This is a genomic window from Microbulbifer pacificus (genome assembly GCF_002959965.1).
In the GTDB taxonomy this organism is placed as follows: Bacteria; Pseudomonadota; Gammaproteobacteria; order Pseudomonadales; family Cellvibrionaceae; genus Microbulbifer; species Microbulbifer pacificus_A.
This window is the reverse complement of record NZ_PREV01000026.1, coordinates 2,406,610-2,431,250: the sequence shown is the minus strand read 5'-3', so window position 1 is coordinate 2,431,250 and position 24,641 is coordinate 2,406,610. Positions and strand designations below refer to the sequence as shown.

At 52.0% G+C, this 24,641-nt stretch carries 22 protein-coding genes; 20 read left to right on the top strand and 2 right to left on the bottom strand.

The window, feature by feature from the left end; genetic code table 11:
- The first annotated feature begins 214 nt into the window (after nucleotides 1-214).
- The 16 genes from C3938_RS10400 to C3938_RS10335 all read left to right on the top strand — a co-directional run bounded on the left by C3938_RS10400 (nucleotide 215) and on the right by C3938_RS10335 (nucleotide 12,857).
- Nucleotides 215-565 carry a helix-turn-helix transcriptional regulator gene (locus C3938_RS10400; protein WP_105103048.1) on the top strand — a complete coding sequence of 117 codons (351 nt, stop codon included), beginning with the start codon at nucleotides 215-217 and terminating at the stop codon, nucleotides 563-565.
- Nucleotides 559-1,875, top strand: a complete 1,317-nt coding sequence (locus tag C3938_RS10395) for a type II toxin-antitoxin system HipA family toxin (RefSeq protein WP_105103047.1) — start codon at nucleotides 559-561, stop codon at nucleotides 1,873-1,875. The genes C3938_RS10400 and C3938_RS10395 overlap by 7 nt, the downstream gene beginning before the upstream one ends.
- Nucleotides 1,876-2,034: 159 nt before the next feature.
- Complete coding sequence (locus C3938_RS10390) at nucleotides 2,035-2,679, top strand: hypothetical protein (protein WP_105103046.1); 645 nt, start codon at nucleotides 2,035-2,037, stop codon at nucleotides 2,677-2,679.
- Nucleotides 2,680-3,361: 682 nt separating this feature from the next.
- Entirely contained in the window at nucleotides 3,362-3,649 is a 288-nt protein-coding gene (locus tag C3938_RS10385; RefSeq protein ID WP_199775530.1) for a hypothetical protein, read from the top strand.
- Between the two features lie 415 nt (nucleotides 3,650-4,064).
- On the top strand, nucleotides 4,065-4,586 hold the full coding sequence (locus C3938_RS10375; RefSeq protein WP_105103044.1) for a M23 family metallopeptidase: 522 nt from the start codon (nucleotides 4,065-4,067) through the stop codon (nucleotides 4,584-4,586).
- 223 nt (nucleotides 4,587-4,809) lie between these two features.
- Entirely contained in the window at nucleotides 4,810-5,082 is a 273-nt protein-coding gene (locus tag C3938_RS17865) for a hypothetical protein (RefSeq protein WP_158681643.1), read from the top strand.
- Nucleotides 5,083-5,232: 150 nt separating this feature from the next.
- Nucleotides 5,233-5,676 (top strand): ankyrin repeat domain-containing protein, encoded by a 444-nt coding sequence (locus C3938_RS10370; RefSeq protein ID WP_105103043.1) that lies wholly within the window; start codon nucleotides 5,233-5,235, stop codon nucleotides 5,674-5,676.
- A gap of 681 nt (nucleotides 5,677-6,357) precedes the next feature.
- Nucleotides 6,358-6,933, top strand: a complete 576-nt coding sequence (locus C3938_RS10365) for a hypothetical protein (protein ID WP_105103042.1) — start codon at nucleotides 6,358-6,360, stop codon at nucleotides 6,931-6,933.
- A 165-nt stretch (nucleotides 6,934-7,098) separates the two neighbouring features.
- On the top strand, nucleotides 7,099-7,647 hold the full coding sequence (locus C3938_RS17860; protein ID WP_158681642.1) for a hypothetical protein: 549 nt from the start codon (nucleotides 7,099-7,101) through the stop codon (nucleotides 7,645-7,647).
- A 141-nt stretch (nucleotides 7,648-7,788) separates the two neighbouring features.
- Nucleotides 7,789-8,259, top strand: coding sequence for a GNAT family N-acetyltransferase (locus tag C3938_RS10360; RefSeq protein ID WP_233998825.1), 471 nt, complete (start codon nucleotides 7,789-7,791; stop codon nucleotides 8,257-8,259).
- Nucleotides 8,260-8,380: 121 nt separating this feature from the next.
- Entirely contained in the window at nucleotides 8,381-8,833 is a 453-nt protein-coding gene (locus C3938_RS17855; RefSeq protein WP_158681641.1) for a hypothetical protein, read from the top strand.
- Nucleotides 8,834-8,907: 74 nt separating this feature from the next.
- Nucleotides 8,908-9,237, top strand: a complete 330-nt coding sequence (locus C3938_RS10355) for a transposase (protein ID WP_233998727.1) — start codon at nucleotides 8,908-8,910, stop codon at nucleotides 9,235-9,237.
- The gene (locus C3938_RS10350; protein ID WP_105102755.1) at nucleotides 9,198-10,076 is read left to right on the top strand and encodes an IS3 family transposase; all 879 of its coding nucleotides are present in this window, start codon (nucleotides 9,198-9,200) and stop codon (nucleotides 10,074-10,076) included. Before C3938_RS10355 ends, C3938_RS10350 begins: the two co-directional genes overlap by 40 nt.
- Nucleotides 10,077-10,183: 107 nt before the next feature.
- A complete protein-coding gene (locus C3938_RS10345) occupies nucleotides 10,184-11,233 on the top strand; it encodes an alpha/beta hydrolase (protein ID WP_105103040.1) in 1,050 nt (349 codons plus the stop codon).
- 405 nt (nucleotides 11,234-11,638) lie between these two features.
- Nucleotides 11,639-11,866 (top strand): DUF7661 family protein, encoded by a 228-nt coding sequence (locus tag C3938_RS18395; RefSeq protein WP_105103039.1) that lies wholly within the window; start codon nucleotides 11,639-11,641, stop codon nucleotides 11,864-11,866.
- Nucleotides 11,867-12,026: 160 nt separating this feature from the next.
- Entirely contained in the window at nucleotides 12,027-12,857 is an 831-nt protein-coding gene (locus tag C3938_RS10335; protein WP_233998761.1) for an amidohydrolase family protein, read from the top strand.
- A 122-nt stretch (nucleotides 12,858-12,979) separates the two neighbouring features.
- On the opposite strand, the gene C3938_RS10330 is transcribed toward C3938_RS10335, so the two are convergent.
- Complete coding sequence (locus C3938_RS10330) at nucleotides 12,980-13,666, bottom strand: MnmC family methyltransferase (RefSeq protein ID WP_105103038.1); 687 nt, start codon at nucleotides 13,664-13,666, stop codon at nucleotides 12,980-12,982.
- A gap of 235 nt (nucleotides 13,667-13,901) precedes the next feature.
- On the opposite strand from C3938_RS10330, the gene C3938_RS10325 reads away from it, so the two are divergent.
- Nucleotides 13,902-14,681 carry a phytanoyl-CoA dioxygenase family protein gene (locus C3938_RS10325; RefSeq protein ID WP_105103037.1) on the top strand — a complete coding sequence of 260 codons (780 nt, stop codon included), beginning with the start codon at nucleotides 13,902-13,904 and terminating at the stop codon, nucleotides 14,679-14,681.
- A gap of 327 nt (nucleotides 14,682-15,008) precedes the next feature.
- Nucleotides 15,009-17,612 carry a TonB-dependent receptor plug domain-containing protein gene (locus C3938_RS10320; RefSeq protein ID WP_105103330.1) on the top strand — a complete coding sequence of 868 codons (2,604 nt, stop codon included), beginning with the start codon at nucleotides 15,009-15,011 and terminating at the stop codon, nucleotides 17,610-17,612.
- 98 nt (nucleotides 17,613-17,710) lie between these two features.
- On the opposite strand, the gene C3938_RS10315 is transcribed toward C3938_RS10320, so the two are convergent.
- Nucleotides 17,711-19,978, bottom strand: a complete 2,268-nt coding sequence (locus C3938_RS10315) for an alpha-amylase family glycosyl hydrolase (protein WP_325027385.1) — start codon at nucleotides 19,976-19,978, stop codon at nucleotides 17,711-17,713.
- A gap of 253 nt (nucleotides 19,979-20,231) precedes the next feature.
- Here C3938_RS10315 and C3938_RS10310 point away from each other — a divergent pair, with 253 nt between their 5' ends.
- Both C3938_RS10310 and C3938_RS10305 read left to right on the top strand, forming a co-directional pair.
- Nucleotides 20,232-22,112: a glycoside hydrolase family 13 protein gene (locus C3938_RS10310; protein ID WP_105103036.1), complete on the top strand. Its 1,881-nt coding sequence runs from the start codon at nucleotides 20,232-20,234 to the stop codon at nucleotides 22,110-22,112.
- A 39-nt stretch (nucleotides 22,113-22,151) separates the two neighbouring features.
- Nucleotides 22,152-24,626 (top strand): TIM-barrel domain-containing protein, encoded by a 2,475-nt coding sequence (locus tag C3938_RS10305; protein WP_105103035.1) that lies wholly within the window; start codon nucleotides 22,152-22,154, stop codon nucleotides 24,624-24,626.
- Nucleotides 24,627-24,641 lie beyond the last annotated feature (15 nt).

Here is a 24,641-nt window from a genome sequence, read left to right as displayed (position 1 = left end):
GAGCGGCAACAGTGGTGTCGCCAGACACAAGGGATTCCCAGCAGGAAGTCCCGAGCAAAACAGGCTATCTAATATAAGAATCCCATATTTGCACTTAAATCGATTTAAGTTTGATTAAGTCCCATATTCGGCACCTTATATCCATATATTGCAATATCCGAAAACAAGGACATAATGATCAAGATAACCATCTAAGTACCAAATTTAGAACCTTATGAATATCGGAGAAAAATCTCCCGCCGCCATTGCGGAAATCCTGGGGCAGCGCCTGAAACAGGCACGCCTGAACCGGGATCTCACCCAGCTGGAGGTCGCCGAGCGCGCCGGCCTCAGCCGCAAGGCCGTGCTCAACGCGGAAAAAGGTAAGGCCCAGCTGGAGGTCCTGGTGGCAATACTGCAGGCAGTCGACCTCATCGACCAGCTCGACAACTTCCTGCCACCGCCCCCTCCCTCCCCCATCCAACTCGCCAAGTTGCAAGGTAAACAGCGCCAGAGAGCCTCCGGTCAGCGCGGCAAGGAAGACGGAGAAGGCGATAAGGACGAACGGGAGGAGCCCGAATGGTGATGGAAGTCATCAACGTGGATTACCGGGGGCAGACCGCAGGCGCCGTCAGCTTCGATACCAATACCGGGATCGGCGCCTTTGAGTACGCGCCCGCCTTCATCGAAACCGGGGTAGAACTGTCGCCCCTCAAAATGCCCTTAAGCAGCCGCATCTATTCCTTCCCCCAGCTCAGCCATGAAACCTTCCGCGGCCTCCCGGGACTGATTGCCGACTCCCTTCCCGACGACTTCGGCAATGCGGTGCTCAATGCATGGATGGCGGCGCAAGGTAAAAACCCCGCAGACATCACCCCGCTGCAAAGGCTCCAGTACACCGGCAAGCGTGGTATGGGCGCCATGGAATACAGTCCCGCGACCCGCATCAAATACCTCAATGCCTCGCAGGACATCGCCATCGGCGAACTGGTCGCCATCGCCCAGGAAGTTCTCGACAGCCGCTCCGGCTTTCGCGTGCATCTGCACAAAACCGGCGAGGAAAACCGCGAAGCCATGATGGCCCTGCTCTCTGTCGGCATGAGCGCCGGCGGCGCACGCCCCAAGGCTGTGCTCGCTTTCAACAGGGAATTCACCCAGGTTCGCTCCGGCCAAACCGATGCACCCGTGGGATTCACCCACTACCTGATGAAATTCGACGGCGTCAGCGAACACAACAAAGACCGGGAGACCTTCGGCGACCCCATGGGCTTTGGTGCCATGGAGTATGTCTACCATCAGTTGGCCACCAATTGCGGCATCGACATGATGCCCTGCCATTTGTTAAGTGAAGGGAGTCGCCGGCACTTTTTAACCGAGCGCTTTGATCGCCGCGGGAATGACAAGATCCACATCCAGACCCTGAACGGAATAGCTCACGTGAATTACAAAACCCCGGGGGCATTTTCCTATGGAGAACTTTTTGGCGTAGCGCGACAACTGAAGCTCAGTGCGCGGGAAGCCGAGCAACTGTTCCGGCGAATGGTGTTCAATATCGTCGCGCGCAATCACGACGACCACTCAAAAAACTTTGCCTTTCTATTAAAGGAAAAGAAGTGGCAACTGGCACCAGCATACGACCTTGCCTACAGCTACAAGCCGGGAAGCAAATGGGTCAATAATCACTGGATGAGCCTGAACGGGAAACGCGACAACTTCACCCGCGAAGATATCTACAGCCTTGAAAGAGTCAGCCCCCTGTTCAGCAGAAGGAAAATCGACAGCATTGTGGACAATACCGTGGAACAAGTCTCCCACTGGAGAAACCTGGCCATGGAGCATGACGTGCCGAAGTCGTTAATTGACGAAATTGATGGAAATCTCAGATTGCACCTATAGCTTGTACCCAGCGCGGAAGAAAGGAAGATTTTGCGCCAAAACTATTGGAGCGCAAACGTCCATATCTAGGCATAATGGCTAGATATGGACAATTTATTCCAGATATAGGCAGAATGCCTATATCTGGGGCTTATGAATAAACTGTTATGAGCAAATAGCATGTTCTCACAGATAAAAGCGCTCGTAGATTTAGTGAAAACAGGCGCAACCGAATACAGTAAACATAAAAAAGAGTCAGAGCGTAGTGAGTCTGTCCTAGAAATGCTTCGCGTGTACTTTCTGATAAAAGACTGTGTGGAAGACGGCGAGGAGTTGGTTTCAGAGTCTGAACCTAATCCCGTAGAGGTAATTTCTAGATTGTCCCCGGATATGGCACTTTTAAAATTAGAAAAATGGGACAGAAAAATTCGAAGGCAAGGTCTACGTTTATATCGCCTTTCGGGTGATTTACTCGGTCAAGATCATATATCCGTAGTTAATCCTGAGCTGCAAGATAAACTTGCAGATGTTGTCGGCTACAAGATGAACCGAACTGTAACTCTCCATGGAATTGGCGCAGCACTATTCTTCAAGGAAATGTTTCCTATAGAAAATACAGCGGAAGAAAAGGCTCGCTATATTTCTATAATGGCTGGTGAAGAGGGAGATAATTTAAACATGGAGCGTATCCGATCTGAAATTGAGGATCTCAAGCAGGCATTAGTAGAGTTTAGGTCGGTAGTCGATAAGTTCGTTTCGCCAGATGAAATTCTGAGGCTCGCAAAAGTGGCGAGGCAGGAAACCAGGTTCGAAGAAAGTGCGTAGTCCGCTCATAACAAAGCGCTGCAGGCCGACGGCCAACTTTGTGCACTTTATGCGCGGTCGCTGCGCTCCCATTATCGCGCATAAAGCGCCCAAAGTTGTCCGCGGCTGAGCGCGGCGTTAAGCAAAGAGAGCTCACGGATGAAATGCTCAATAGCTCAAGACTGGATGGTGGCGCACTATAAAGATAAGGCTATTGTTGCGCTACGGTACTTCTACGATAGAGAAGTACCAAGAATGGCCAATGATTCATTCGATTCTAAAATTGATGAAGAAGTAGTGGATCACTTGCGTTCATGTGAGTCATGTAAGAGCTGGGTAAGTATGTACTCTGGTGTTCAATTAATGGAGAGGCAACAGAAGCTATCACAGTATTGCTGTCCACAAATGTTCGGTGCTTCTGAAGAGCCAAGAAAAACTAGAATCCAAATTTCATATACCCCTGATTCTGGAATGCGTTGGTTCTTAAATGGTCAAACGATAGTAAACTATTGCCCGTGGTGTGGAGCACAGCTTCCCAGTCAGCCTTTCGTCCAGAGCTAGGCAATGCTTAACAATCAGCGGCAGAGCGACAGCCAACGCTACGCACCTTTTGTGTTACTCGCTGGCGCTCAAACATTAACACAAAATGCGCTCCGCGCTGGCTGCGCCTGCGCTGGGCGTTAGCTTAATTACGGAGAATATCGTGAAGTTTAAAATTATCTTGGGAACATTGATTGTTGCCGGTTGCGCTCAAAATTCTGGCGTCGTGCCAATGGGTAATGATACTTACATTGTCTCAAGGCAGGCGGCCACTGGATTTTCTGGCATGGGTACATTGAAAGCAGATGCTATGAAGGAAGCTTACGCTCAATGTCAAAAGTCAGGAAAAGTTGTTGAGGTCATTGAGACGGTAGATGCTAAGCCTCCATACATTATGGGAAACTTCCCCAAAACAGAAATTACGTTCAAGTGTATTGAGCCAAAGGCGTAAAAATGATCGAAAAAGAAATTGAATATATAGATTTTATAAAATCCGCAGGTGTCGGAAGCAATGATCGAGTGTCAAGCTCAATTGATTCATACATCTCATATCTTAATTCTGTGAGTAAATACCTAAAAATTACTGTAAGTTACAGGGTCCTATCAGATGAGCGAGATATTGAGAGTATTACGCGGCAATTATCGAGATTGAACGTAGTAGCTGATAAAACCATACAAAACTATGAGGCCGCAATGCGCCAGTACGCGGCCATGTTGAACTCCGTTGCCGCGGCCTAAGCTAACAAGGTGCTGCAGCTGACGCCTTACTTTATGCACCTTTTGCGCAGTCGCTACGCTCCTATTTTCGCGCAAAATGCGCATAAAGTAAGTCGCCGCTGAGCACGGCGTTATGCCTCAAGAGCATCATGAAACTACAAAGTAAAATTTTAGCGTTTTTGATCATCGTTATTTCGTTGGGATTCGTCATCCCGGAAGGTAGGGTAATTCCTGTATCCGGTGCAAGCTCAAGCGACTGGAACAAAGATACGTTTTGGTATGAGCCGTGGGGTTCTTCCGGAGTTCATAAGGGCGTTGATATTTTTGCAAATAGAGGTGCTTCCGCCGTAAGTGCAACGAATATGGCCATTCTATACACTGGAAGCGTGCCAAAAGGAGGAAACATCGTAGTTGGCTTGGGGCCAAAGTGGCGAATTCACTATTTCGCGCACCTGGATAGTTTGTCGGAATCAACAGGTTTTCTTGTTACTGCAGGAACTGAAATTGGTAAAGTTGGGGATACAGGCAATGCAGCGGGCAAGCCCGCACATATGCATTACTCGATCGTTAGCCTTATTCCTTTACCCTGGAAAATTGATGGTGCTACTCAAGGTTGGAAAAAAGCATTCTACCTAAACCCTATGGAGTACCTAGCGAGCCCCGAGGCATAACAAACAGCGGCAGAGCGACAGCCAACGCTACGCACCTTTTGTGTTACTCGCTGTCGCTCAAACATTAACACAAAAGGCGCTCCGCGCTGGCTGCGCCTGCGCTGGGCGTTAAGCATCACAAGTAATGAAATTCTTACCGCTCATAATTGGAATTTTTCCTGGCCTGTTGTTAGCTAGTACGACCCCTTTAGATAAGGACGTTATCCAAGTAAGAGAATGTGGTATGGAACAAAGAGATGGCCATGGACAGTTGCTGCCAATAGCTGTTTCAACTCCGCTTAAGTTAAATTGCCTCAATTGCAAAATTGAGTTCAATTTTAATGTGCCTGCAGGTGGAGGCTATCCAACCAATTTGAGTGCCAGATCCAGCGGCATCTCAAAACAGCAGGAAAATCAGTATAAAAATACATTTTCTCGTGGCTGGGCATTTCCAGGTTGTAGCCATAAAGGCAAAGCCAGAGGTTTTCAGGGAGAGCACAGGGCCTTCAATGCTTAACAAACGCAGGCAGTTTGCTCCGGCCCTTCGGGCCTCCGCGGGACGCCCAACGCCATGCACATATTGCGCTGGTCGCTGCGCTCCCTTTTTAGCACAACATGTGCATAGCATTGGTCGCCCCTGCTGCGGGCGTTATGAGGGGAGTAAAAATTGAAGTCAGAAGACAAAATACAGACCCTTTTCTTAGCGGTTAGCAGAAATAATCTGAAAGATATCGAGCAATTGATCGACGGCGGTGTCGATATAAATAGTCAGGAGGCAAGGTTTAAGCGCACAGCTTTGCATATAGCTTGTGTAAATGGTCTTACCAAACTTGCTGATCTCTTGATTAAAAAAGGGGCAAATCTCAATCTGTTGGACTACAACCGAATGACGCCTCTCATGTGCGCTTGTTCAACTGGAAAGAAAAAGGGAAGCCAAATTGCACTCCAATTAATGAGAAGCGGCGCAGATGTCAGCTATGTTCGTGATGATGACATGGCGGCGATCAATTTCGCGGTTTGGGGCAATTGCTCACAAGAAGTGTTTGAACTCCTCATTAGCAAAGGAGCAAAGCCGCCCGGTGCTGATTTCGTCAACGTTCAAACGTACTAAACCTCATAACAAAGCGAGGCAGTATGTTCCGGCCCTGCGGACCTCCACCGGACAGCTTACTTTGTGCACTTTATGCGCAGGTCGCTTCGCTCCCATTTTTGCGCATAAAGCGCCCAAAGCAAGCTGCCGCTGCTCGCGGCGTTATGCATCACGTAGGAAGAAGTGAATGGCAATAAAGTGCCCTCAATGCAAGTCGAAAAAAGTAGATGAAGTGGTACCAATTAGTTTTTCTAAATCTCGCTGCCCGGATTGCGGTTTTGAGTACGTATTAAGTATTTGGTATCGCTTATCTATCCATGTATTCTTGTGGTCGATACTTATCTTTTTAGTAATTCCTTTCAACTTTATTGTTTCAGCTGATAGTGTATCTAATGCGGTAGGTTTTACCTTGGTCGGCTTGATGATAGTTTGTCCTATGGTGTACTGGTATGTCACATATACATACTATCGAGTAGAGAGTCCCAATAGGGTAAGTAGAGCCAAATTTTCGATTTTTTGGGTTCTTACCGCGGCAACGTTTGCCCCGGCAGTTATCTATGTAGCGGGCTCCAATGCATAACAAACAGCGGCAGAGCGACAGCCAACGCTACGCACCTTTTGTGTTACTCGCTGGCGCTCAAACATTAACACAAAAGACGCTCCGCGCTGGCTGCGCCTGCGCTGGGCGTTAGCACTTCAGACATGAAAGAATACGCGGGCAAGAGAAAGCTTATTGAAAGTCTTGAAATGGTTCTTGAAAAGAATGGGAATATTGATTCCACTCTTGAAGAATTTAGAGCTTTATTCGCAGGTATAGATCTTGGATATTCACTAGTTAAGCCGTTCTCGATAGATCTAATTGAAACAGAAAGCTTAAGGTATAGTATTTTTTATCAGAGTGGTCCAAATTTATCTAAGAATGCTATTCAAATAGCACACGTAGATTATTTGGCGTATCTTTGGAAAGATGGCGGTGAGTGGTGTTTAGATGACGAACTCTATCAACCTTTGGAAATAGCTCGAAAGTTAGTAGAAGCGCCTTTGTTAAAAATGATCCCCGAGAATGTTAAAGAGCTCGAAAATTTACTAGTAAATGGGTTTTGGGGATTTGGTTATAATTTACCGAAATTCGATGGGGGTAGACCAGATGATATCTGTGAGGTGTTATCTTGGGATAGTTCAAATATATTAATAGGCACAAAACTTGAAAATATCTCGGTTGTTTCTAGACCTGAGTGGGATTGCCTTACAAATAATGAGAACCATTGGTTTGAGTAAAGGTGCTAACAATCGCAGGCAGTTTGCTCCGGCCCTTCGGGCCTCCGCGGGACGCCCAACGCTATGCACATTTTGTGCGGGTCGCTGCGCTCCCAATTTTCGCACAAAATGCGCATAGCATTGGTCGCCCCTGCTGCGTGCGTTATGCGAGTAAGAGCTAAAAGTATGCGGCCCGTAATTTTAATTTTTACTGTCATACTTTCTGGCTGTATTGCTGTCCCCCGCGGGGATTACTATAGGCCTGTGCATCCAGAGGGAAAAACAAGTTCACGTACTTGTGACCCTGGCGGAAATCAAGAAATTCTATCTCTAGAGATACGTCCAGGCGTTACTTTTCAGTCGTCAATAAATACTTCTGAAACTAGTGAAAAAGATATTTGGGTCTCATTTCGCATTGAAGATGGACATGAGTTAGAGCTAGCTTCAAATATCTTAGAGGTTTCAATTGATGGGACCGCTTTCTCCACATCTAAAATCGATTCCTGGAGTCCTATTAACTTGAAGGGCGGTACAGAAGTTTACTTTATTAATGGTAAAAAATTTGATGATGCTAAGTCATTTTCCGGTAAAGTGAACATTGGAATTTTAGATCCTGAAAAAATTTCACTACGAACTCCTGCAATATACATAGATCGTGAAACAATTAGAGTCTTAGATGTTGAATTTGAGTTGCGTAGCGGAGAACTTCAGTGGGTGCCAAGGCTAAATTGCTAGCACCGCATAACAAAGCGCTGCAGGCCGACGTCTAACTTTGTGCACTTTATGCGCGGTCGCTGCGCTTCCATTTTCGCGCATAAAGCGCCCAAAATTAGCCGCGGCTGAGCGCGGCGTTAGGGCTCCAAGACTTTGAGCATCGTGCCCGTCACTGAAAGCGATTGGAAATCGTTAAAAAAAATTCGACTAGAGTCACTTCTTGATTCTCCCGATGCATTTGGTCTTGCCTATCATGATGCAAAAGAGATTTCTGACAAAAAATGGAAGTCAATAGCCTCGGAAGTAAATGGGCTAAAATTTTTCCTTGCTCGTTGTAATGGAGAGGATGTTGGATTAGTCGGTGGTATTCACACCGAAGGTCAATACGAGCTAGTTTCTATGTGGGTAAAGCCCGAGAAAAGAAATGGCGGAATTGGCGTAAGCTTAGTAAAAGAGTTGCTCGGCCATGCTAAGTCGCAAGGTTTTGCTTCTGTGATTTTGAATGTATCTTTAAAAAACAAAGCAGCATATAGCTTGTATTCAAAGGTCGGATTCAGGGATTTAAAGGAGGCGGGTGGTAGTTCAGGGGTAGAGCTAAAGAAAATGATTTGGCACTCCGCCCCCGAGCCCTAACAATGCAATGCAGCCGACGTCTTACTTTGTGCGTTTTTTGCACGGTCGCTGCGCTCCCATTTTCGTGCAAAAAGCACACAAAGTAAGCCGCGGCTGATTGCGGCGTTATGAGCCATCCAGTATGAAACGCATTGCTACGTTATTTTTCATTACTTGGAGTTCCTTGGTGTGTTCCGAGCCTCCGACAAGAATTTCAGTTGGCGAAGCCAGTAAACTAGGGTTTTATATTAAAGCGATTGACGAATGGCCAAGTTGCACGTATTTAACTATTAGAGTTCCTGATCGTCATCCAATAATCCCAAAATTAGATAAGGCATACGTTGAGGCATTGGTTTTTAAAGATGGAGAGGCTATTTTTAGTTCTCCATTAAGAGTGTCCAAAGAGTTAATCGGTGAAACGATTGTTAATGAGGCATTTGTCTGTCTCCCGAAGAGCAAAGAAATTTTTATCGATGTTAACTATGAAGTGGACTGGGATAAGTTCTGTGAGGGAAAAGATTCCTGTGAGGTCTCTAGTACTTGTCACTTGAATTGGAGAATTCAGGGAGTTGGGGAGTTGATCAAAGGCTCATAACAAGGCCGGGCAATTTGCTCGGAACCTAACCCGCTTTTGCACACACCTCCATCTAACTGAGTTGGAGGTGTCAAATGGCACGCAGAAAGCACTACAACCGCTACGACGATGATTTCAAAGCAACAGCAGTCTCGCTAACCGAGATTCCTGGTGTGCTAGCCAAACATGTGGCTGAAGCGCTCGATATCCATGAAGTGATGCTTTATCGTTGGCGTATGGAGATGCGACGGGGGCAGATCATGGCCAAGAAGAAAAACATACAGATTGATCCTGAGGTGAAATCGGAGCTGAAGCGGCTGAGAAAGCTGGAGCGAGCACATAACCTGCTCCAGGAAGAGCATGCCCTTTTAAAAAAAGCCATCCAATTCTCTTTACAGCAAAAAGGGAAATCTTCGAATTCATAGATCAGCACCGGGAAAAGCACAGTATCGCTATGATGTGCAGGCTCTATGGTGTTACCCGGGATGGATATAACTCCTGGCGCCGGCGGGGTACTTCTGACCGTGAGCAGGAAGACAGCGAGCTTTTCGAGCTTATTAGATCGATCTTCAATCGGCATGATGGCTGCTATGGCAGCCCGAAAATCACCCAAGAGCTTAAGAAAACAGGTATAAATGTCGGTCAAAAGCGAGTTGCTAGAATCATGCGAAAGCACGGCCTTCTGGCCGTAAAGTCGAAGATCTATACAGCTCGGCCGGGCACGTACAAGCATGTCTACGGGATCAAGTGCAAAATAGAGGGCATCGAACTGACGCGTCCGAATCAGCTTTGGGTGGGTGATGTTACTTATATAAAGCTGAGTGATGGTAGCTGGCAGTATCTATCGGTAGTCATGGATCGCTACAGTAGGAAAGTGGTCTCCTGGTCGCTGAGTGCTCGCAGAGATGTTTCTCTGACTCTGGCCAGCATAGATAGGGCGGTACGCAACCGCGGGCATCACCCGGAGCTGATCTTCCACTCTGACCGTGGTAGCGAGTATCTGTCAGGCCAATATCGTGAGCGACTACGTCGGTATGGGATCAGTCAGAGCATGAATCGGGTGAAGAACATGAATGACAATGCATTCATGGAGTCGTTTTTTCACCAATTTAAAACAGAGCGTATTAAGCGCCAGGTCTTCGATTCTGATAAACAGTTAAGATCGACAGTGACCGAATATATGCGCTACTACAACAATCAGAGATCACATTCGTCTATTGGGTATGTTTCACCTCAAGAATTCGAGCGTAAAATCAGTTGCTAACAACTAGGTGTGTGCAAAAGCGGGTTAAGTCCCCTGCGGGCCTCCGCGGGACGCCCAACGCTGCGGGCGTTATATTCCTAGAGTTTCATCAGCATGGAGAGCTATAAATGAGAGTATTTATTTTTAGTTTTGTTTTACTTTGTTCACAGTTTTCATTTGCATCAGATTTAATTTTAGCTGAGGAAATTAAGTTAAAGTCCGGTACACTTGGGGAAGAGAGAAACTTATTTATAAAACTCCCAAAGAAATATCACGATGAAGATAATTCGTATCCAGTATTATACGTACTACACGGTCAATGGGATATGCTTTCAACCCTATCGACTATTGACCTATTAGAAGATCAAATTCCAAACTTTATAGTTGTGGGTATCGAAAGTAGAGGAAAAGAACTTACTCCTGAAAATGGAAAAACAACGCCATTTGCTGAATTTCTTGCGACAGAAGTCGTATCTTTTGTTAATGATAATTACCGAGTTGCACCTTATACAATTCTATCTGGGCATTCTAATTCAGGCCGTTTCGTCTTAGATTATTGGTTAAGTAATAATCCTGGTTTTTCTAAATACTTCGCCTTCAGTCCTTCTCTTGATGATAACTACATCTTAGATATGGTATCCAAATCAAAAATTGAGGACTTAAAAAAGAAAGCTCCTCTTACGATTACCATCGCAAATGAAGGTGAGCATATGCAAAACCCTTTTACTGAATTAACTCAGAAGTTAAGCAACTTATCTAAAAGCTCTTTTGAATTCCAAAAATTCCCAGAGCAATCTCATAGAACCACTAAACATTCTTCTATGCAATATGCTTTACAATCAACATTTGCGGGCTGGGAACCAACCTACGAAGTAAAAACTTCAGGGTTAAACGGTTTAAAAAAACACTATACAGATTTATCTGAAAAGTTTGGGTTTAAGGCTTCTGTTCCAATCGAAACCTTGCAAAAGTTAACAGCTCATTATGCTATTTCTGAAAATGCGACTGAAGAACTTAACAAGTACATAGCTTTCACAATTAATCAATCTTCAGAAGGCATAGATGCACTGTTTGAAATATCTGACTATTTATCTAGCAATGGATATAAAGAAGCCGGTGAAAAAATTCTCAATGTAATATGTAATCAGGCTAAAAATAATCAAAGGTGTAGTGGTTAGAACGGAATATAACAAGGCAATCAAACGGAAAATTAACAGTTGGCTTTTTCCGCTTCGCTTCAAATCATAGCCAACTATCAATTTCCGCTTATTGAGTCGTTATGCATAGGTATCAATAGTAATCGAGCTTTTACCCGTATATGTTGTAGGTACTTTGCTCCACCCGATTGCGATAGTCGCATACGCACTAGAATCGGAAATGTATAGGGGGCAACTCTTTTTGTCCACGACACTTTATGCATGTTAGTGGTTCGAGAGAGCAAAGATTCACCAACAATATAGTTCTATCGAAAACCTTTTGCCTGAGTTAGTGAGCCAAATTTCTGGTGCGGAAAGGGTATACTAGGTAATTTGCCCTAGACCTATGACCCCTTCAGGGAAAGGGTTCAGCATACTGGAGAATCCATGATGAGGTATAAGTACAGCATTTTCGGTAGAGAAGTTCTCGTTGAGAAAAACCCAAGTGGCTGGACCACTTTCTATCAGGGTTCGGAAGGCAAGCGCCGAAATGCCGGAATATATATTCCATCCGAAATCACGGAAGACGAGCTAGCTCAATATTTATCCGATCTTTGTCATGAATGGGCCACAGAGAAACATCCATTGGTAGTATGTCTTGCTAAAGATTATTGAATTACCATCGATTGGCCAAGCTGGCTTCCAGCGTAGAAATTTTCTGTGATTCTTCGCTCCTACAGCGCCTAACTTTTCTATGAAATCCATGCAAATCGATTTCTATTAACACCTTTAAGAGACAAGAGCTTTCCGAATTTAAAAGCCCAGGAGATTTTGAGTGATTCAAGCTGTAGACGTATCGGATATAGAAATTCGGAGCCAATCATTGTTCGATGCGCACTTCCATATTATCGACGAGCGTTATCCTCTTATCGCCAACAACGGGTACTTGCCAGCCCCATTTTCATATGCGGATTACCTGTCCAGAGTTTCGTCGTACAACTTGTGCGGTGGCGCTGTCGTTTCCGGTTCTTTTCAGGCCTTCGATCAAAGCTATTTGCTAGATGCTCTTGAAAAGCTTGGACCATCGTTTGTGGGTGTAACTCAGTTACCCCACTCAGTCTCTGACAGCAAGATCATTCGCCTGAATGATTCAGGCGTTCGCGCAGTTCGCTTCAATTTGAAGCGTGGAGGCTCGGAAGGCATCGGACATTTGAAGTCACTGGCAGCAAGAGTTTTCGAGATAGTCGGTTGGCATGTTGAGCTCTACGTCGATTCAGAAGATCTGGATGACCTTTATGATGTGCTCGCTAGCCTACCGGCCGTCAGTATTGATCACCTCGGTTTGAGTAAGCGTGGATTTGGAACATTGACCCGGCTTGCGGAAAATAATGTGAAGATAAAAGCGACCGGGTTTGGCCGGGTGGATTTTCCGGTGCGGGCTGCCATTAGAGACTTGTACTCCGCGAATCCTGATTCGCTGATGTTTGGCACGGATCTACCGTCTACTCGCGCACCAAGGAAATATTCCGATGAGGACTTCCTGATGCTATTTGAGGTTCTGGATCCGGATGGTGTAAAACGTGTGCTGAGTGAAAATGCTATCAGGTTTTATCGACCGGCAGCCAGTCACTCCACATCGATTTCATCCAACACAACCGGGACCTAGTGGAGAGGAAATCATAAGCAAGTGGAACGGACATTATCGGTGTAGCACGGAGCGCCATCAGTGATTCAACCCGGGAATACATCGAGCAACAGCCACAACCGCTCCAGAAAACAACGGCGTGATCACCGCCCCGTCGTTTTCTTCGCCAGAAATATGGCATGCCGCGCCCCCTTTCCGGGGCGCTCGCGCACGGTTTTGACGTCGACCTGAAAGCCGGCTTTTTTCAGACGGCTAGTGTACATGGTGTCGGGCGATGCCGACCACACCGCCAGGGTGCCACTGGGCGCGAGGCTCCTGTAGATAGCGCTGGTGCCCTCGACGGAATACAGCCAGTTGTTGTCGCTGTGGGTCAATCCCTCTGGACCATTGTCTACATCCAGCAGCACGGCATCGTAGTAACCGTCACCGTTCACCAGTAGCTCACCGACATCACCGATATGGACGGTGACCCGCTTATCGTCCAGCGGGCGGCCGGCGCAAGCACCCAACGGCCCACGATTCCACGCTACTACTTCCGGAATCAAGTCGGCGACGATGACTTCGGCACTGGGAGGCAGTGCCTCAAGGGCTGCGGCGAGGGTGTAGCCCATGCCCATCCCTCCCACCACCACACGTGCGTTCTGTGCGTCCTTTAGATGGGCGCAACCCAGAACGGACAACTGTTGCTCGCTGTGGAATCTACGGCTGTTCATCAGCTCACCACGGGGGCCGGACAGCGAGATGGAGAACTCCTGATCACGCTGGCGCAGCGTGAGAATGCCGCCGTCGTTGGGAATCCGGGCGGTTCCGAGTTCAATCCAGGGTTTCATGGTGTGGGCTCGCTGTGGCAGGGAAATGTGAGGGCGGGCACTGTAGCATAAGACTTCGCCTTGTTGGTTGGCGGCTCCAGGGGCGTTAAGATGACGACCTTCTTGCAGGTATCTCATTGCGCCGCTGAGGGCAGTGGGCTGGCTGTAGCAACACCCAAAAGCATTCAAAGTGAGAGTTGTATTTTTTCCATCCGGGCACCGGAATATTTCCAAACCGCCGACTGGCTATACAGCAATGACGAGTTCCTTTTCACAGACCGGATATTTCCGCAAAAAAAACTTTCTCGGTGATGATGAGCTGCGCCGATTGCGAGAAGTGGTTGATCGTTTTCATGAATCCTGGAAACAGGAAAATGCCACTTTTTATAAAGACAAGGCAATCAACTCTGCCTATCTGACCGGCCCCATGCACCTCGACGAGGAGGACCGCACGGCACTGTTCCAGTTTATCGGCTCCAGTAAGTTGATGAATATGGTTACTGCCATCATGGGTGACGGGGCTACTTTTATGAATACCCAGCTGTTCTTCGACCCGGTGAATGCTTCGCAGAACAACTACTGGCATAGAGATCCGCAGTACCATCTATCTGTTTCCGAGCAGCAGGCGGCACTGTCTGGTCCGAATGTGATTCACTTCCGGATTCCGCTGCGGGATGAACCGGGATTGGAGCTGGTCCCAGGTACGCATACACGCTGGGATAACTGCGAGGAATTGGATGTGCGCCTTGAGCGAAATGGGCGGAGGAACCACGAGCCCCTTTCCAGTGCTATAAAGGTTAGGCTGGATGCCGGGGATCTACTGATATTCAGTGCAAATATGATTCACCGCGGCCTGTACGGTATGAATCGTTTGTCACTCGACATTCTGTTTTGCGACCCGGTGGAGGATCTGGTGCAGTTCGTCAATGAGCATTGCCTGCCCGACGAAAATACCTTGAGTACGTTAGAGGTTCCGGACGCATTTTCTCGGGCCATCGATATCAAGGCACTCCGGCGAGAGAACGCCAGCCAATAGCGCTGATAGGCGTGTTTCGTACCGGTATCTGTACAGGCTCTACACAAACCTATTCCCCTCTCGTCCTCGGAACCGGCACTCAGTGAGGACGGGAATTTCATCAATCCAGTTCAACCGAAAGACTCTTATCGCCTCATGATAACGGCGGTGTATGTCTTGGCGTAATTTCCATTTTGTGCACCATTTATTGATGCCGATCCGCAATTGCCCTACTCTGGTGCAGCTTCATTCAGAACAATAACGACAATCGGGTCACGATAGTTTTCGTCGTGACGAGAAAAGCGAACTATCGATCCCGATTTCATAAAAATAATAGGACCGATGATCATGCAAAAATTCAAAGTCAAAGCATTGACTCTGGCAATCGCCGCTGCGGCCGCGCTGCCGGCGTCACTGGCATTTTCCCAGCAGGCCACGGACGAGAAGGCCGCGGCCGACCATGGCGTGATGGAGGAAGTGGTCACCACCGGTACCCGCAAGGAAGGAGTAATGCCCACAGAGACGCTCTCTCCGGTCGATGTACTGGGCGGCGACAAGTTTTCCGACCAGGGCAGCTTCGACCTGACCGAATCCCTGGCCAAAGTGGCCCCCTCGTTCAACACCCAACGTTTCCCCATCGCCGACGGCACCGCGTTTATCCGCCCGGTTACCCTGCGCAACCTCTCGCCGGACCAGACTCTGGTATTGGTCAATGGCACCCGCCGTCATCGTTCCGCGCTGGTAAATCTTCAGCTCGCGCCTCTCGGCACCACCAACCAGGGCGCGCAGGCGGTGGACTTTGCCGCATTGCCGTCCTTGGCCATCGAGCGGGTGGAAGTACTGCGCGATGGCGCATCCGCCCAGTACGGTTCCGATGCGATTGCCGGCGTGGTGAACGTAATTTTGAAGGACGATGCGGAGGGTTTCAGTCTTTCCGCCCAGACCGGTGAATATTTCGAAGGCGACGGCCAGCGCACCACACTCGCGGCCAACGGCGGATTCGCGCTGGGTGAGCAGGGCTTTGTGAATGCCACCATCGAGCATTCGTCCGCGGACAAAACCTGGCGCGGTGGCGCCCGCCCGGATGCCGAGTATGTCGGCAGTATTGTGGGTGTAGACAACGTGCCGCTGGACGGCCTCGGACAACGCTGGGGTGACCCTGAGGTAGAAGCCCTCAAGTTTTTCGTCAATACCGGCTACGCCCTGAACGACACCACTGAGCTGTACGGAAACCTTGGCTACTCCAAGAACGAAACCATCTCCGATTTCTTCTACCGCGGTCCGGTACTGGACCCCTCGGCCGAATTCACCGCCCGCGACACCTTACAGAAAGACGCGGATGGAGACTTCATGCCCGACGCGGCCCCCCAGTCCCTGGTGGATGACATCATCGCCCAAGGGTTGAACCCGGCAGATTACCTGATGGCCGACAGCAGCAGCGCCAGCGGCTTCGTACTGCGCAACCCCATCTACACCCAGTTCCCCGGCGGTTACAACCCGGAGTTCGGTGCGGATATCACCGATTTCGCTGCCGTAGCAGGTGCCCGCGGTGAATGGGCCAACGGCATCAGTTGGGATGTACGCGCGCGCAGCGCGGAGAGTGAAGTTTCCTATGTGCTGAAAAACTCCATCAACCCGAGCCTCGGCATTCACTCCCCTACCAGTTTCAATCCGGGCACGCTCACCCAGTCAGAGACCAGCGTGAATGCGGATTTCGTCAAACCGATCGACGTTGCCTCTTTTTCCTCGCCACTGAACCTGGCCTTCGGAATGGAATGGCGGGACGAGACTTACAAGATTGGCGCCGGCGATGAAGCCTCCATTGCCGTGGGCCCCACCGCCGCAGTATTTGGCGTGGGCTCCGATGGCTTCCAGGGGTTCCCGCTGGAGGCCGCGGGTGAATACAGCAGTGTCAGCACCGCCGCTTATGTGGACCTGGAAGCGGACGTGACGGATAAACTGCTGTTGGGTGCCGCGCTGCGGTTTGAGAATTTTGAGGAATTCGGCTCAACCTTCGACTGGAAATTGTCCGCGCGTTATGACTTCACTGATCATTTTGCGTTGCGCGGTACCGCCAATACCGGTTTCCGCGCACCGACACCGGGTCAGGTAAACACGCTGAACGTCACCACCACATCGGACGCGGCGGGTAATCTGATCCCGAACGGCACCTATCCAGTAAATCATCCGGTGGCCATGGCACTTGGCGCCAAGGAACTCACACCGGAAGAGTCCACCAGCTTCACGCTGGGTGCCGTGTGGAGTCCGCTGTCAAACACCAGCGTGACCATCGATTACTACAACATCTCCATTGAAGACCGGCTGGCACTGCGCAACAACACCATCGGCGCCGCTGAGGTTGCTCTGCTGGAGGGCGCAGGCGTCGCCAATGCGTCGCTGCTGGAAGGCAGCAATGCCAACTACTTTGTCAATGCGTTTGATTCCGACGTGTCCGGTATCGATCTGGCGGTGACCAGTGACTTCGATCTCGCCGGCGGCCTGTTGACCGTGGACCTGCGCCACAATCACAACCAGCAGGAAGTCACCAAGGTGGCCCCCAATACCATCAACCAGTCCCGCGTATTCGACCTCGAAAACCAGGTACCCAGTGATCGCACAACCCTGACGTTCGATTTCGATTCCGGCGACCTCTTCAATGGCTACCTGCGCTTCAACCGCTACAGCGACTGGGAGAGCACCTTTGGCCTGTTCGGTCCCGGCGACGCGTCTGATGCATCGTCGTACAGCGGAAAAGTTCTGGTGGATATTGAAACCACCATCACCCTCAGGGAGAACTACAAGCTCTCCCTCGGCGGTGAGAACATTTTCGATGTACAGGCAGATGACGAAGCCGATCCGACGCTTCAGTTCCTCGGCGTTCGCCAGTCACTGACGTCACCGTTTGGGTTCAACGGTGGTTTCTGGTACCTGAGAGCGAGTGCAGAGTTCTGATTTTCGATAGCTATTGCTCTGAAACGACATTGCGCTGAAACAAAAAGGCCCCGGGAATCATTCCGGGGCCTTTTCCGTTATACGCGGGTTTTAGCGTTTCAATGCAGCACGATCACTTCATTGGCGCTGAGATTCAGTACCGCGGAGCCACCGCTCACGTTTACAGAATCGCCACCCACCAGACTGGTGTACTGACCATCGGCCAGCGCCAGATTGCTCACATTGATCGAGGTGCTGCCGCCGCGGTTTACTGCGACCATCACCACGTCACTGCCGGAGATTCGCTCGAACACCAGAATATCCTGATTGATCCAGCGCTCCTGATACGAGCCCGAGGCCAGAGCCGGGCTCTGTGCGCGCAGGTTGGCCAGTGCGCTGATCATGGTAAACGCGGGTGTAGTCTGGCTGAACGAGGGCATGCCTTCGCGGTTGTAGGGGTCGTGCCCCACCTGGCCGTCGCCATTGGCAGTAAACCAGGTGCTGTTCTGCTCGGTACCGTAATAGATCGTCGGGATACCCGGCAGGGTCATCACCAGTGCCATACCCAGGTTCTGGCGCGCGTCGGCCAGCGACTTGGAAAAGCCCTTGCCGGTGCGGCCGTTGTCTACCGGACCGGTAGTCTGCAGGAATACGCTGGTGCGGGTGGCATCGTGGTTATCGAGAAAAATCGGCTGCCAGCTTTCGCGGCCGTTCATGGCGCCGGCGCGGGATTCGATGTGGGTGTTCAGCTGGGTCATGGTGATATCGCCGGCGATGGCCTGTTCGATATGGTTGCGCAGCCGGAAATCGAGCAGCTCGGAACCGCGATCTTCGTTCAGGAACTGCATGGACAGACTGTCGCCGGCACCGGCGCCATACCACTCACCGAAGATATACACATCCGGATTCTGCGCGCGCACCGCGGCGGAGAAACGGTTGATGAAACTCGGCTCGATGTGCTTGATCGCGTCGATACGGAAGGCGTCCACACCGTGGCTCATCCACTTGAGCGCCGCATCGATCAGGTACTGGTCTGCGGTGCTGTTGCCGCCGACGCCGTGGTTGAAGTCGGTGAGGTTGAACAGGGTTTTGTTGCGGAAGGCCCAGGGATCGTCCCACTCGCCGCCGCAGGTGGTGGACGGATTGCTGTCGCCACAGTCGGCGATGGCGCCGTTGTGGTGATACCAGGTGCCGTTGTCCTGGTTTACGTCGGTGAGGAATACTCCTTCTTTGTAGAGCGCGCCGAACTCGTACTGGTCGTCCTGGTTGGAGTGGTTGAGGGCGATATCCAGCACCAGTTTCATACCGCGGGCTTCCATTGCCGCATCCAGCTGGTCGACTAACGCCCAGTCGCCCAGGTGTTCATCCACTTCATAGAAGTCACGCCCCCAGTAACCGTGGTAAGCTCCATCGCTGCCGGACGCGTCGATGTTGTCGTTCAGCGGGGTTACCCAGATGGCGGTCACCCCCAGCGCCTGCAGGTAATCGAGCTTGTCGATCAGGCCCTGGATATCGCCGCCCCAGTATTTTTTCCACTCGGACAGGCCGCCAGCGGATTTACTGCTGGAGGTAGCCGCGGCGTTGTTGCCGTTGTCGTTACCGGTATCGCCGTTGGCAAAGCGGTCCACAAACACGAAGTACATGCTGCGGTTGCGGAAGTCGGATGTCTCGGGCTGTACCACTTCACAGCCACTGGCATCGACGCTGGTGCCCGCGGGGGTGTTCGGGCAGTCGTCCTGACTGTCGGGCACCCCGTCATTATCGGAATCCGGTTCGACCGCACCGCAGTTCTCACCCAGACCGGTGGTGACGCTCACCACACTGCTGTTCGCACCATTGGCAACGACATGGGTCCAGCCGCCGGCGGCCACATCCTGCGCGGGGAACTGGCTACCGGCCCAGCTGCCACTGGGATCGATCTTGAAACGCGGGCCGCCGTTGCCGTCACCGCTGGCGAAGTTGCGACACGCCTCGTACTCGTCGGTCTCGCCGACGCGGGTCATCAGGTCACCGGCCGCCCAGCCATTGTGGGTGCCGCGCAAGTGCAGGGAGAGCCCCGGTGTAACCGGGTCTTCGGCGGGGAGGATGTGGTAGTCGTGGGTATCGGTGTAGAACTTGATATCCCAGGTACCGGCCGGCACAGGGATATTGTTCCCACCCTGCTGACCATTGGCGCCGTAGTTCTCGCTCCAGTCACCCCAGCGGTCGAACTTTATCTCGCCGGCACTGGCAAACACCACGTCGTCCGCCAGCACAGTATTGCTGCCCAGATTCTGCATCTGGTCGGCCTGCCAGTTGTTGTGGGTACCGCGCAGGTACCATTCGGCCTGGGCGGCGGTGCTTGCACAGAGCAGCAGCCCGGCCAGGGCCAGAGTTTTCTTGAACATTTTCATCATCTCGCGGTGGATTATTTTTATGTACATCGCCGGATCAAAGCATGATCCCGCCCGCATGGTCGCGAATTCAGGTGGGGGGAGGCCTCCTCCCCTGCAGGGGCGTGGAGAAAATACGCGCCAGGCCGGAAAATGGCGAAGTGGCGGGAGCTCCCCCTCGGTGGAGGGGGATAACAGGCGCGACAGCCTTGGGCACAATGGGGAAAATAACTCGAATCACTCCTGACAGGTAATACAGGTTCCCGCCATGTCCAAGCCCGCAAGCCGCCTGGCCGCCAGCCTGATGTTCGTGCTGACCCTGCCACTCACCTCCGCCTGCTCCCAGGCCGAGCAATCACCGCAACTGGGACGTACCGAGCCGCCCTTCTGGTGGACCGATATGGCGGAGCCCCATCTCCAGCTGATGCTGCACGGCCGCGATCTGGCCGATGCCGAGGTCAGTCTCGACTACCCCGGTGTAACCGTGACCGGCACTGAACGCGAACAGAACCCCAACTATCTGTTTATCAACCTCGCCGTGAGCGAGCGTGCCGAGCCGGGTACACTGCAGATCCATCTGCAGAAGGGTGACTGGAAGCACAACCTCCGTTACGAGTTGAAACCGCGCCGCACCGGCTCCGCCGATCGCAAGGGCTTCGACAGCAGCGATGTCATCTACCTGATCACCCCGGACCGTTTTGCCAACGGCGACACCGGCAACGACCGCACCGCGGATATGCTGGAAGGCCCCGACCGCAGCAGTCCCGGCGGCCGTCACGGGGGCGACATCGCCGGTATGCAGCAGCATCTCGACTACATCGCCGATATGGGCTTCACCCAGATCTGGCCCAACCCGCTGATCGAAAACAACCAGCCGGAATACTCCTACCACGGCTACTCCGCCACGGATTACTACCGTATCGATCCCCGCTATGGCAGCAACGAGAGTTTCCGCGCGTTTGTGGCGGCGGCGAAAGAAAAAGGCATCGGCGTCATTCAGGACATGGTGCCAAACCATATCGGCAGCGGGCACTGGTGGCTCAAGGATCTGCCGGGCAACGACTGGCTGAACGGCAAAGGCATTGAGAAGGGTGAATACGAATACACCAACCACGCGCGCACTGTGCACATGGACCCCTACGCCAGCCACAAAGACCACCAGTTGTTTACCGATGGCTGGTTTGTGGACTCCATGCCCGATCCCAACCAGCGCAATCCGCGCATGGCCAATTACCTGATCCAGAACGCCATCTGGTGGGTGGAATACGCAGACCTGTCCGGTATCCGCGTGGATACCTATGCCTACTCCGATGCGGCCTTTCTCACCGACTGGTCCGCGCGCATGATGCGCGAATACCCGAATCTCAATATCGTCGGTGAGGAGTGGACGCGGCAGCCGGCACTGGTGGCCTACTGGCAGGCGGGCAATAACAACCGCAATGGCTATGTGTCCCATGTGCCGAGCATGATGGACTTCCCCCTGCACTACGGACTGCGCGACGGCCTGGAAAAACCGGAGAGCTGGAGTACCGGCCTCGTCACCCTGTACGAATCCCTCGCCAACGATGTGCTCTACCCCGACCCAAACAATCTGGTCATCTTTGGTGGTAACCACGACACCAGCCGCCTGTTCAGCCAGCTGGATGAAGACCCGGGCAAATTCCGTATGGCCGTGGCCTACCTCGCCACCATGCGCGGAATACCGCAGTTCTACTACGGCGACGAAATCCTCGCAAAAAGCCCCAAGCAGCGGGACGACGGCGTCGTACGCAGCGACTTCCCCGGCGGCTGGACGGGCGACAAGGTCAACGCCTTTACCGGCAAAAATCTGAACAAAACGCAACAGGAGGCTCAGCACTTTGTGCGCACCCTGTTCAACTGGCGCAGGGATAAAAACGTTATCCACAGCGGCAAGCTCAAGCACTTTGCGCCCATCGACGGACTCTATGTGTACTTCCGCTACGACGATAAAGACACGGTGATGGTGGCCATCAACAAGAGCGACAAACCGCGGGAACTGCCAGCGGCGCGTCTTGCGGAGATGCTCGGCAACAAGTCCACCGCTACCGATATCGCGAATGGCAAATCCATTTCCCTGAGTGAACTGGTTGTCGCCCCCGGCGATGTACTGGTTGCAGAAATACGCTAAATAACGAAACCATCTTAAAAAAACGTAATGAAAGCGACGATGAAAGCAGATAACAGCAAAAAGTCCAAAAGACTGATCCGAAAACTCGGGCTGGCGGCCCTGCTGGCCACCGCTGTGCAACCGGCACTCGCAGAAACCATTTCTGTTGCAAGCTCGGACACCGGCCGCAGTTACCTGAGCCACCAGCTGCTCGATGACAAACTGGTGATCCAGACCAGCGACAGCGAGGTGACGCTCACCCCCCTGAACAACGCCGCACTGGAAATTCACTACCAGCGAGAAGGGCTCAAACAACTGCCCTCTTTTGCACGCGCGGAAAAACTGAAAAGCGATGTGCAGGCACAGCTGCACGTTTCCGAAGAAGCGCTGCGCTACTCCCTGGGTGAACTGACCGCGGTTATCCACAAGATGCCCTTCGCCATCGAATACCTGCGCAATGGCAAACCGCTGCTCGGCGAAGAACACGGCTTCTTCGCCAATCAGACCATGCGCGGATTCCGCTTCAACCTCGCCGAACAGGAAAAGCTGATCGGTGGCGGCCAGCGGGTGCTGGGTATGGATCGTCGCGGTCACCGCCTGCCGCTCTATAACAAGGCCCACTACGGCTACACCACCGAATCCGAGCAGATGTACTTCGGCCTGCCGGCGGTCATGAGCAGCAACAAATACATTCTGCTGTTCGACAACAGCGCCACCGGCACCATGGATCTCGGCGCCAGTGAAAAAGACGTAATGCAGTTCGAGGCCGTGGGCGGGCGCACCAGCTACATCGTGGTGGCGGGCAACACTTATCCGCAGCTGATTGAACATTACGTGGATGTGACCGGCCGCCAGCCGATGCCGCCGCGCTGGGCGTTCGGTAACTTCGCCTCCCGCTTTGGCTATCGCACCGAGCAGGAAGTGCGCGACGTGGTGGAGAAATTCCGCGCAGAGGATTTCCCGCTGGACGCACTGGTGCTGGATCTCTACTGGTTCGGCCCGGATATCCAGGGGCACATGGGCAACCTGGCGTGGGACAACAAGGCCTTCCCCAACCCGGTCGGGATGATGTCAGACCTGCGCGAGCGGGGCATCAACACCATTCTGGTGACCGAGCCTTTTGTGCTCTCCACGTCCGAGCGCTGGGACAGCGCGGTGGCTGGCAATGCGCTGGCGAAAAACCTCGCCGGTGAGCCAAAGAAATTTGATTTCTATTTCGGCAACACCGGCCTGATCGATGTGTTCTCCGCAGACGGCCGCGACTGGTTCTGGAATATTTACAAAGGCCTGAAACAACAGGGGGTGGCCGGCTGGTGGGGCGACCTCGGTGAGCCGGAAGTGCACCCGTCCGACACCGTGCACGCGGTGGGTATGGCGGATGAAATCCACAACGCCTACGGCCACCGCTGGGCGCAGATGCTGTTCGACGAAGAAAAGGCAGCGAACCGTGATACACGCCCGTTCATCATGATGCGCGCCGGCTTCCCCGGCTCCCAGCGCTTCGGCATGATCCCCTGGACCGGCGACGTCTCCCGCGAGTGGGGCGGACTCAAACCGCAGGTGGAACTGTCGCTGCAGATGGGCCTGCTGGGCTTCGGCTACACCCACTCGGATCTGGGCGGTTTTGCCGGCGGTGAAAAATTCGATCGCGAGCTGTATATCCGCTGGTTGCAGTACGGCGTGTTCCAGCCGGTATACCGCCCGCACGCGCAGGAGCACATCGCCCCCGAGCCGGTATTCCACGACCGCAAAACCCGCGACATCCTCCGCGAGTACGTCAAGCTGCGCTACCGCCTGTTACCCTACAACTACACCCTGGCATTCGAAAACAGCCAGACCGGCATGCCGCTGATGCGCCCGCTGTTTTTTGACAATGAAAACAACCTGGCACTGATGGACAACAAGGAAGCCTACCTGTGGGGCAACGACTTTCTGGTGGCACCGGTGACCGATGCTGGCACCAGAGAAGTCCGCGTCCAATTGCCTGGCGGTGTCTGGTTCGATTACTGGAACGACAACCAGTACGGCGGTGACAGCGCCCGGGTAAAAGTGGATCTGGAAACCATCCCGGTACTGGTGCGCGCCGGTGCATTTATTCCCACAGTACCGGACATGAAAAATACCCGCGAATACTCCAGCCACCAGCTGCGTCTCGACTATTACGCCCACGAGTCGGTGACGCAGTCTTCGGGTTATGTCTACGAGGATGACGGCGCTACTGCGGATGCCTTCGCCAAAGGCGCCTACCAGAAGCTGACCTTTACCGGCGAACGCAGCGAGACCGCCACCCGCTTCACCTTCGCCAGCGATGGCAAGGGTTATGCCGGGGCACCGACCACCCGCACACTCGACCTGGTGCTGCACAACTGGGGTCAGCTGCCGAAACAGATACAGATCGGCGAACAGCAGATTGCACTTGTCGAGCGTGAGAAAGATCTCGCAGGCAGTACCGCCTACTTCGACAAGCGCAACAACACCCTGCGCGTGAAATTCGAATGGGACGGAAGCGAACTTCCTCTCACTGTCAGCCATTAATTCAAAAAGATACTG

What these genes read in the sequence shown, in the direction of transcription:
- C3938_RS10400 (WP_105103048.1), top strand. Translation starts at nt 215, where the DNA reads ATGAATATCGGAGAAAAATCTCCCGCCGCCATTGCGGAAATCCTGGGG.
- C3938_RS10395 (WP_105103047.1), top strand. Translation starts at nt 559, where the DNA reads ATGGTGATGGAAGTCATCAACGTGGATTACCGGGGGCAGACCGCAGGC.
- C3938_RS10390 (WP_105103046.1), top strand. Translation starts at nt 2,035, where the DNA reads ATGTTCTCACAGATAAAAGCGCTCGTAGATTTAGTGAAAACAGGCGCA.
- C3938_RS10375 (WP_105103044.1), top strand. Translation starts at nt 4,065, where the DNA reads ATGAAACTACAAAGTAAAATTTTAGCGTTTTTGATCATCGTTATTTCG.
- C3938_RS17865 (WP_158681643.1), top strand. Translation starts at nt 4,810, where the DNA reads ATGGAACAAAGAGATGGCCATGGACAGTTGCTGCCAATAGCTGTTTCA.
- C3938_RS10365 (WP_105103042.1), top strand. Translation starts at nt 6,358, where the DNA reads ATGAAAGAATACGCGGGCAAGAGAAAGCTTATTGAAAGTCTTGAAATG.
- C3938_RS17860 (WP_158681642.1), top strand. Translation starts at nt 7,099, where the DNA reads ATGCGGCCCGTAATTTTAATTTTTACTGTCATACTTTCTGGCTGTATT.
- C3938_RS17855 (WP_158681641.1), top strand. Translation starts at nt 8,381, where the DNA reads ATGAAACGCATTGCTACGTTATTTTTCATTACTTGGAGTTCCTTGGTG.
- C3938_RS10355 (WP_233998727.1), top strand. Translation starts at nt 8,908, where the DNA reads ATGGCACGCAGAAAGCACTACAACCGCTACGACGATGATTTCAAAGCA.
- C3938_RS10345 (WP_105103040.1), top strand. Translation starts at nt 10,184, where the DNA reads ATGAGAGTATTTATTTTTAGTTTTGTTTTACTTTGTTCACAGTTTTCA.
- C3938_RS18395 (WP_105103039.1), top strand. Translation starts at nt 11,639, where the DNA reads ATGATGAGGTATAAGTACAGCATTTTCGGTAGAGAAGTTCTCGTTGAG.
- C3938_RS10330 (WP_105103038.1), bottom strand. Translation starts at nt 13,666, where the DNA reads ATGAAACCCTGGATTGAACTCGGAACCGCCCGGATTCCCAACGACGGC.
- C3938_RS10325 (WP_105103037.1), top strand. Translation starts at nt 13,902, where the DNA reads ATGACGAGTTCCTTTTCACAGACCGGATATTTCCGCAAAAAAAACTTT.
- C3938_RS10320 (WP_105103330.1), top strand. Translation starts at nt 15,009, where the DNA reads ATGCAAAAATTCAAAGTCAAAGCATTGACTCTGGCAATCGCCGCTGCG.
- C3938_RS10315 (WP_325027385.1), bottom strand. Translation starts at nt 19,978, where the DNA reads ATGTTCAAGAAAACTCTGGCCCTGGCCGGGCTGCTGCTCTGTGCAAGC.
- C3938_RS10310 (WP_105103036.1), top strand. Translation starts at nt 20,232, where the DNA reads ATGTCCAAGCCCGCAAGCCGCCTGGCCGCCAGCCTGATGTTCGTGCTG.
- C3938_RS10305 (WP_105103035.1), top strand. Translation starts at nt 22,152, where the DNA reads ATGAAAGCAGATAACAGCAAAAAGTCCAAAAGACTGATCCGAAAACTC.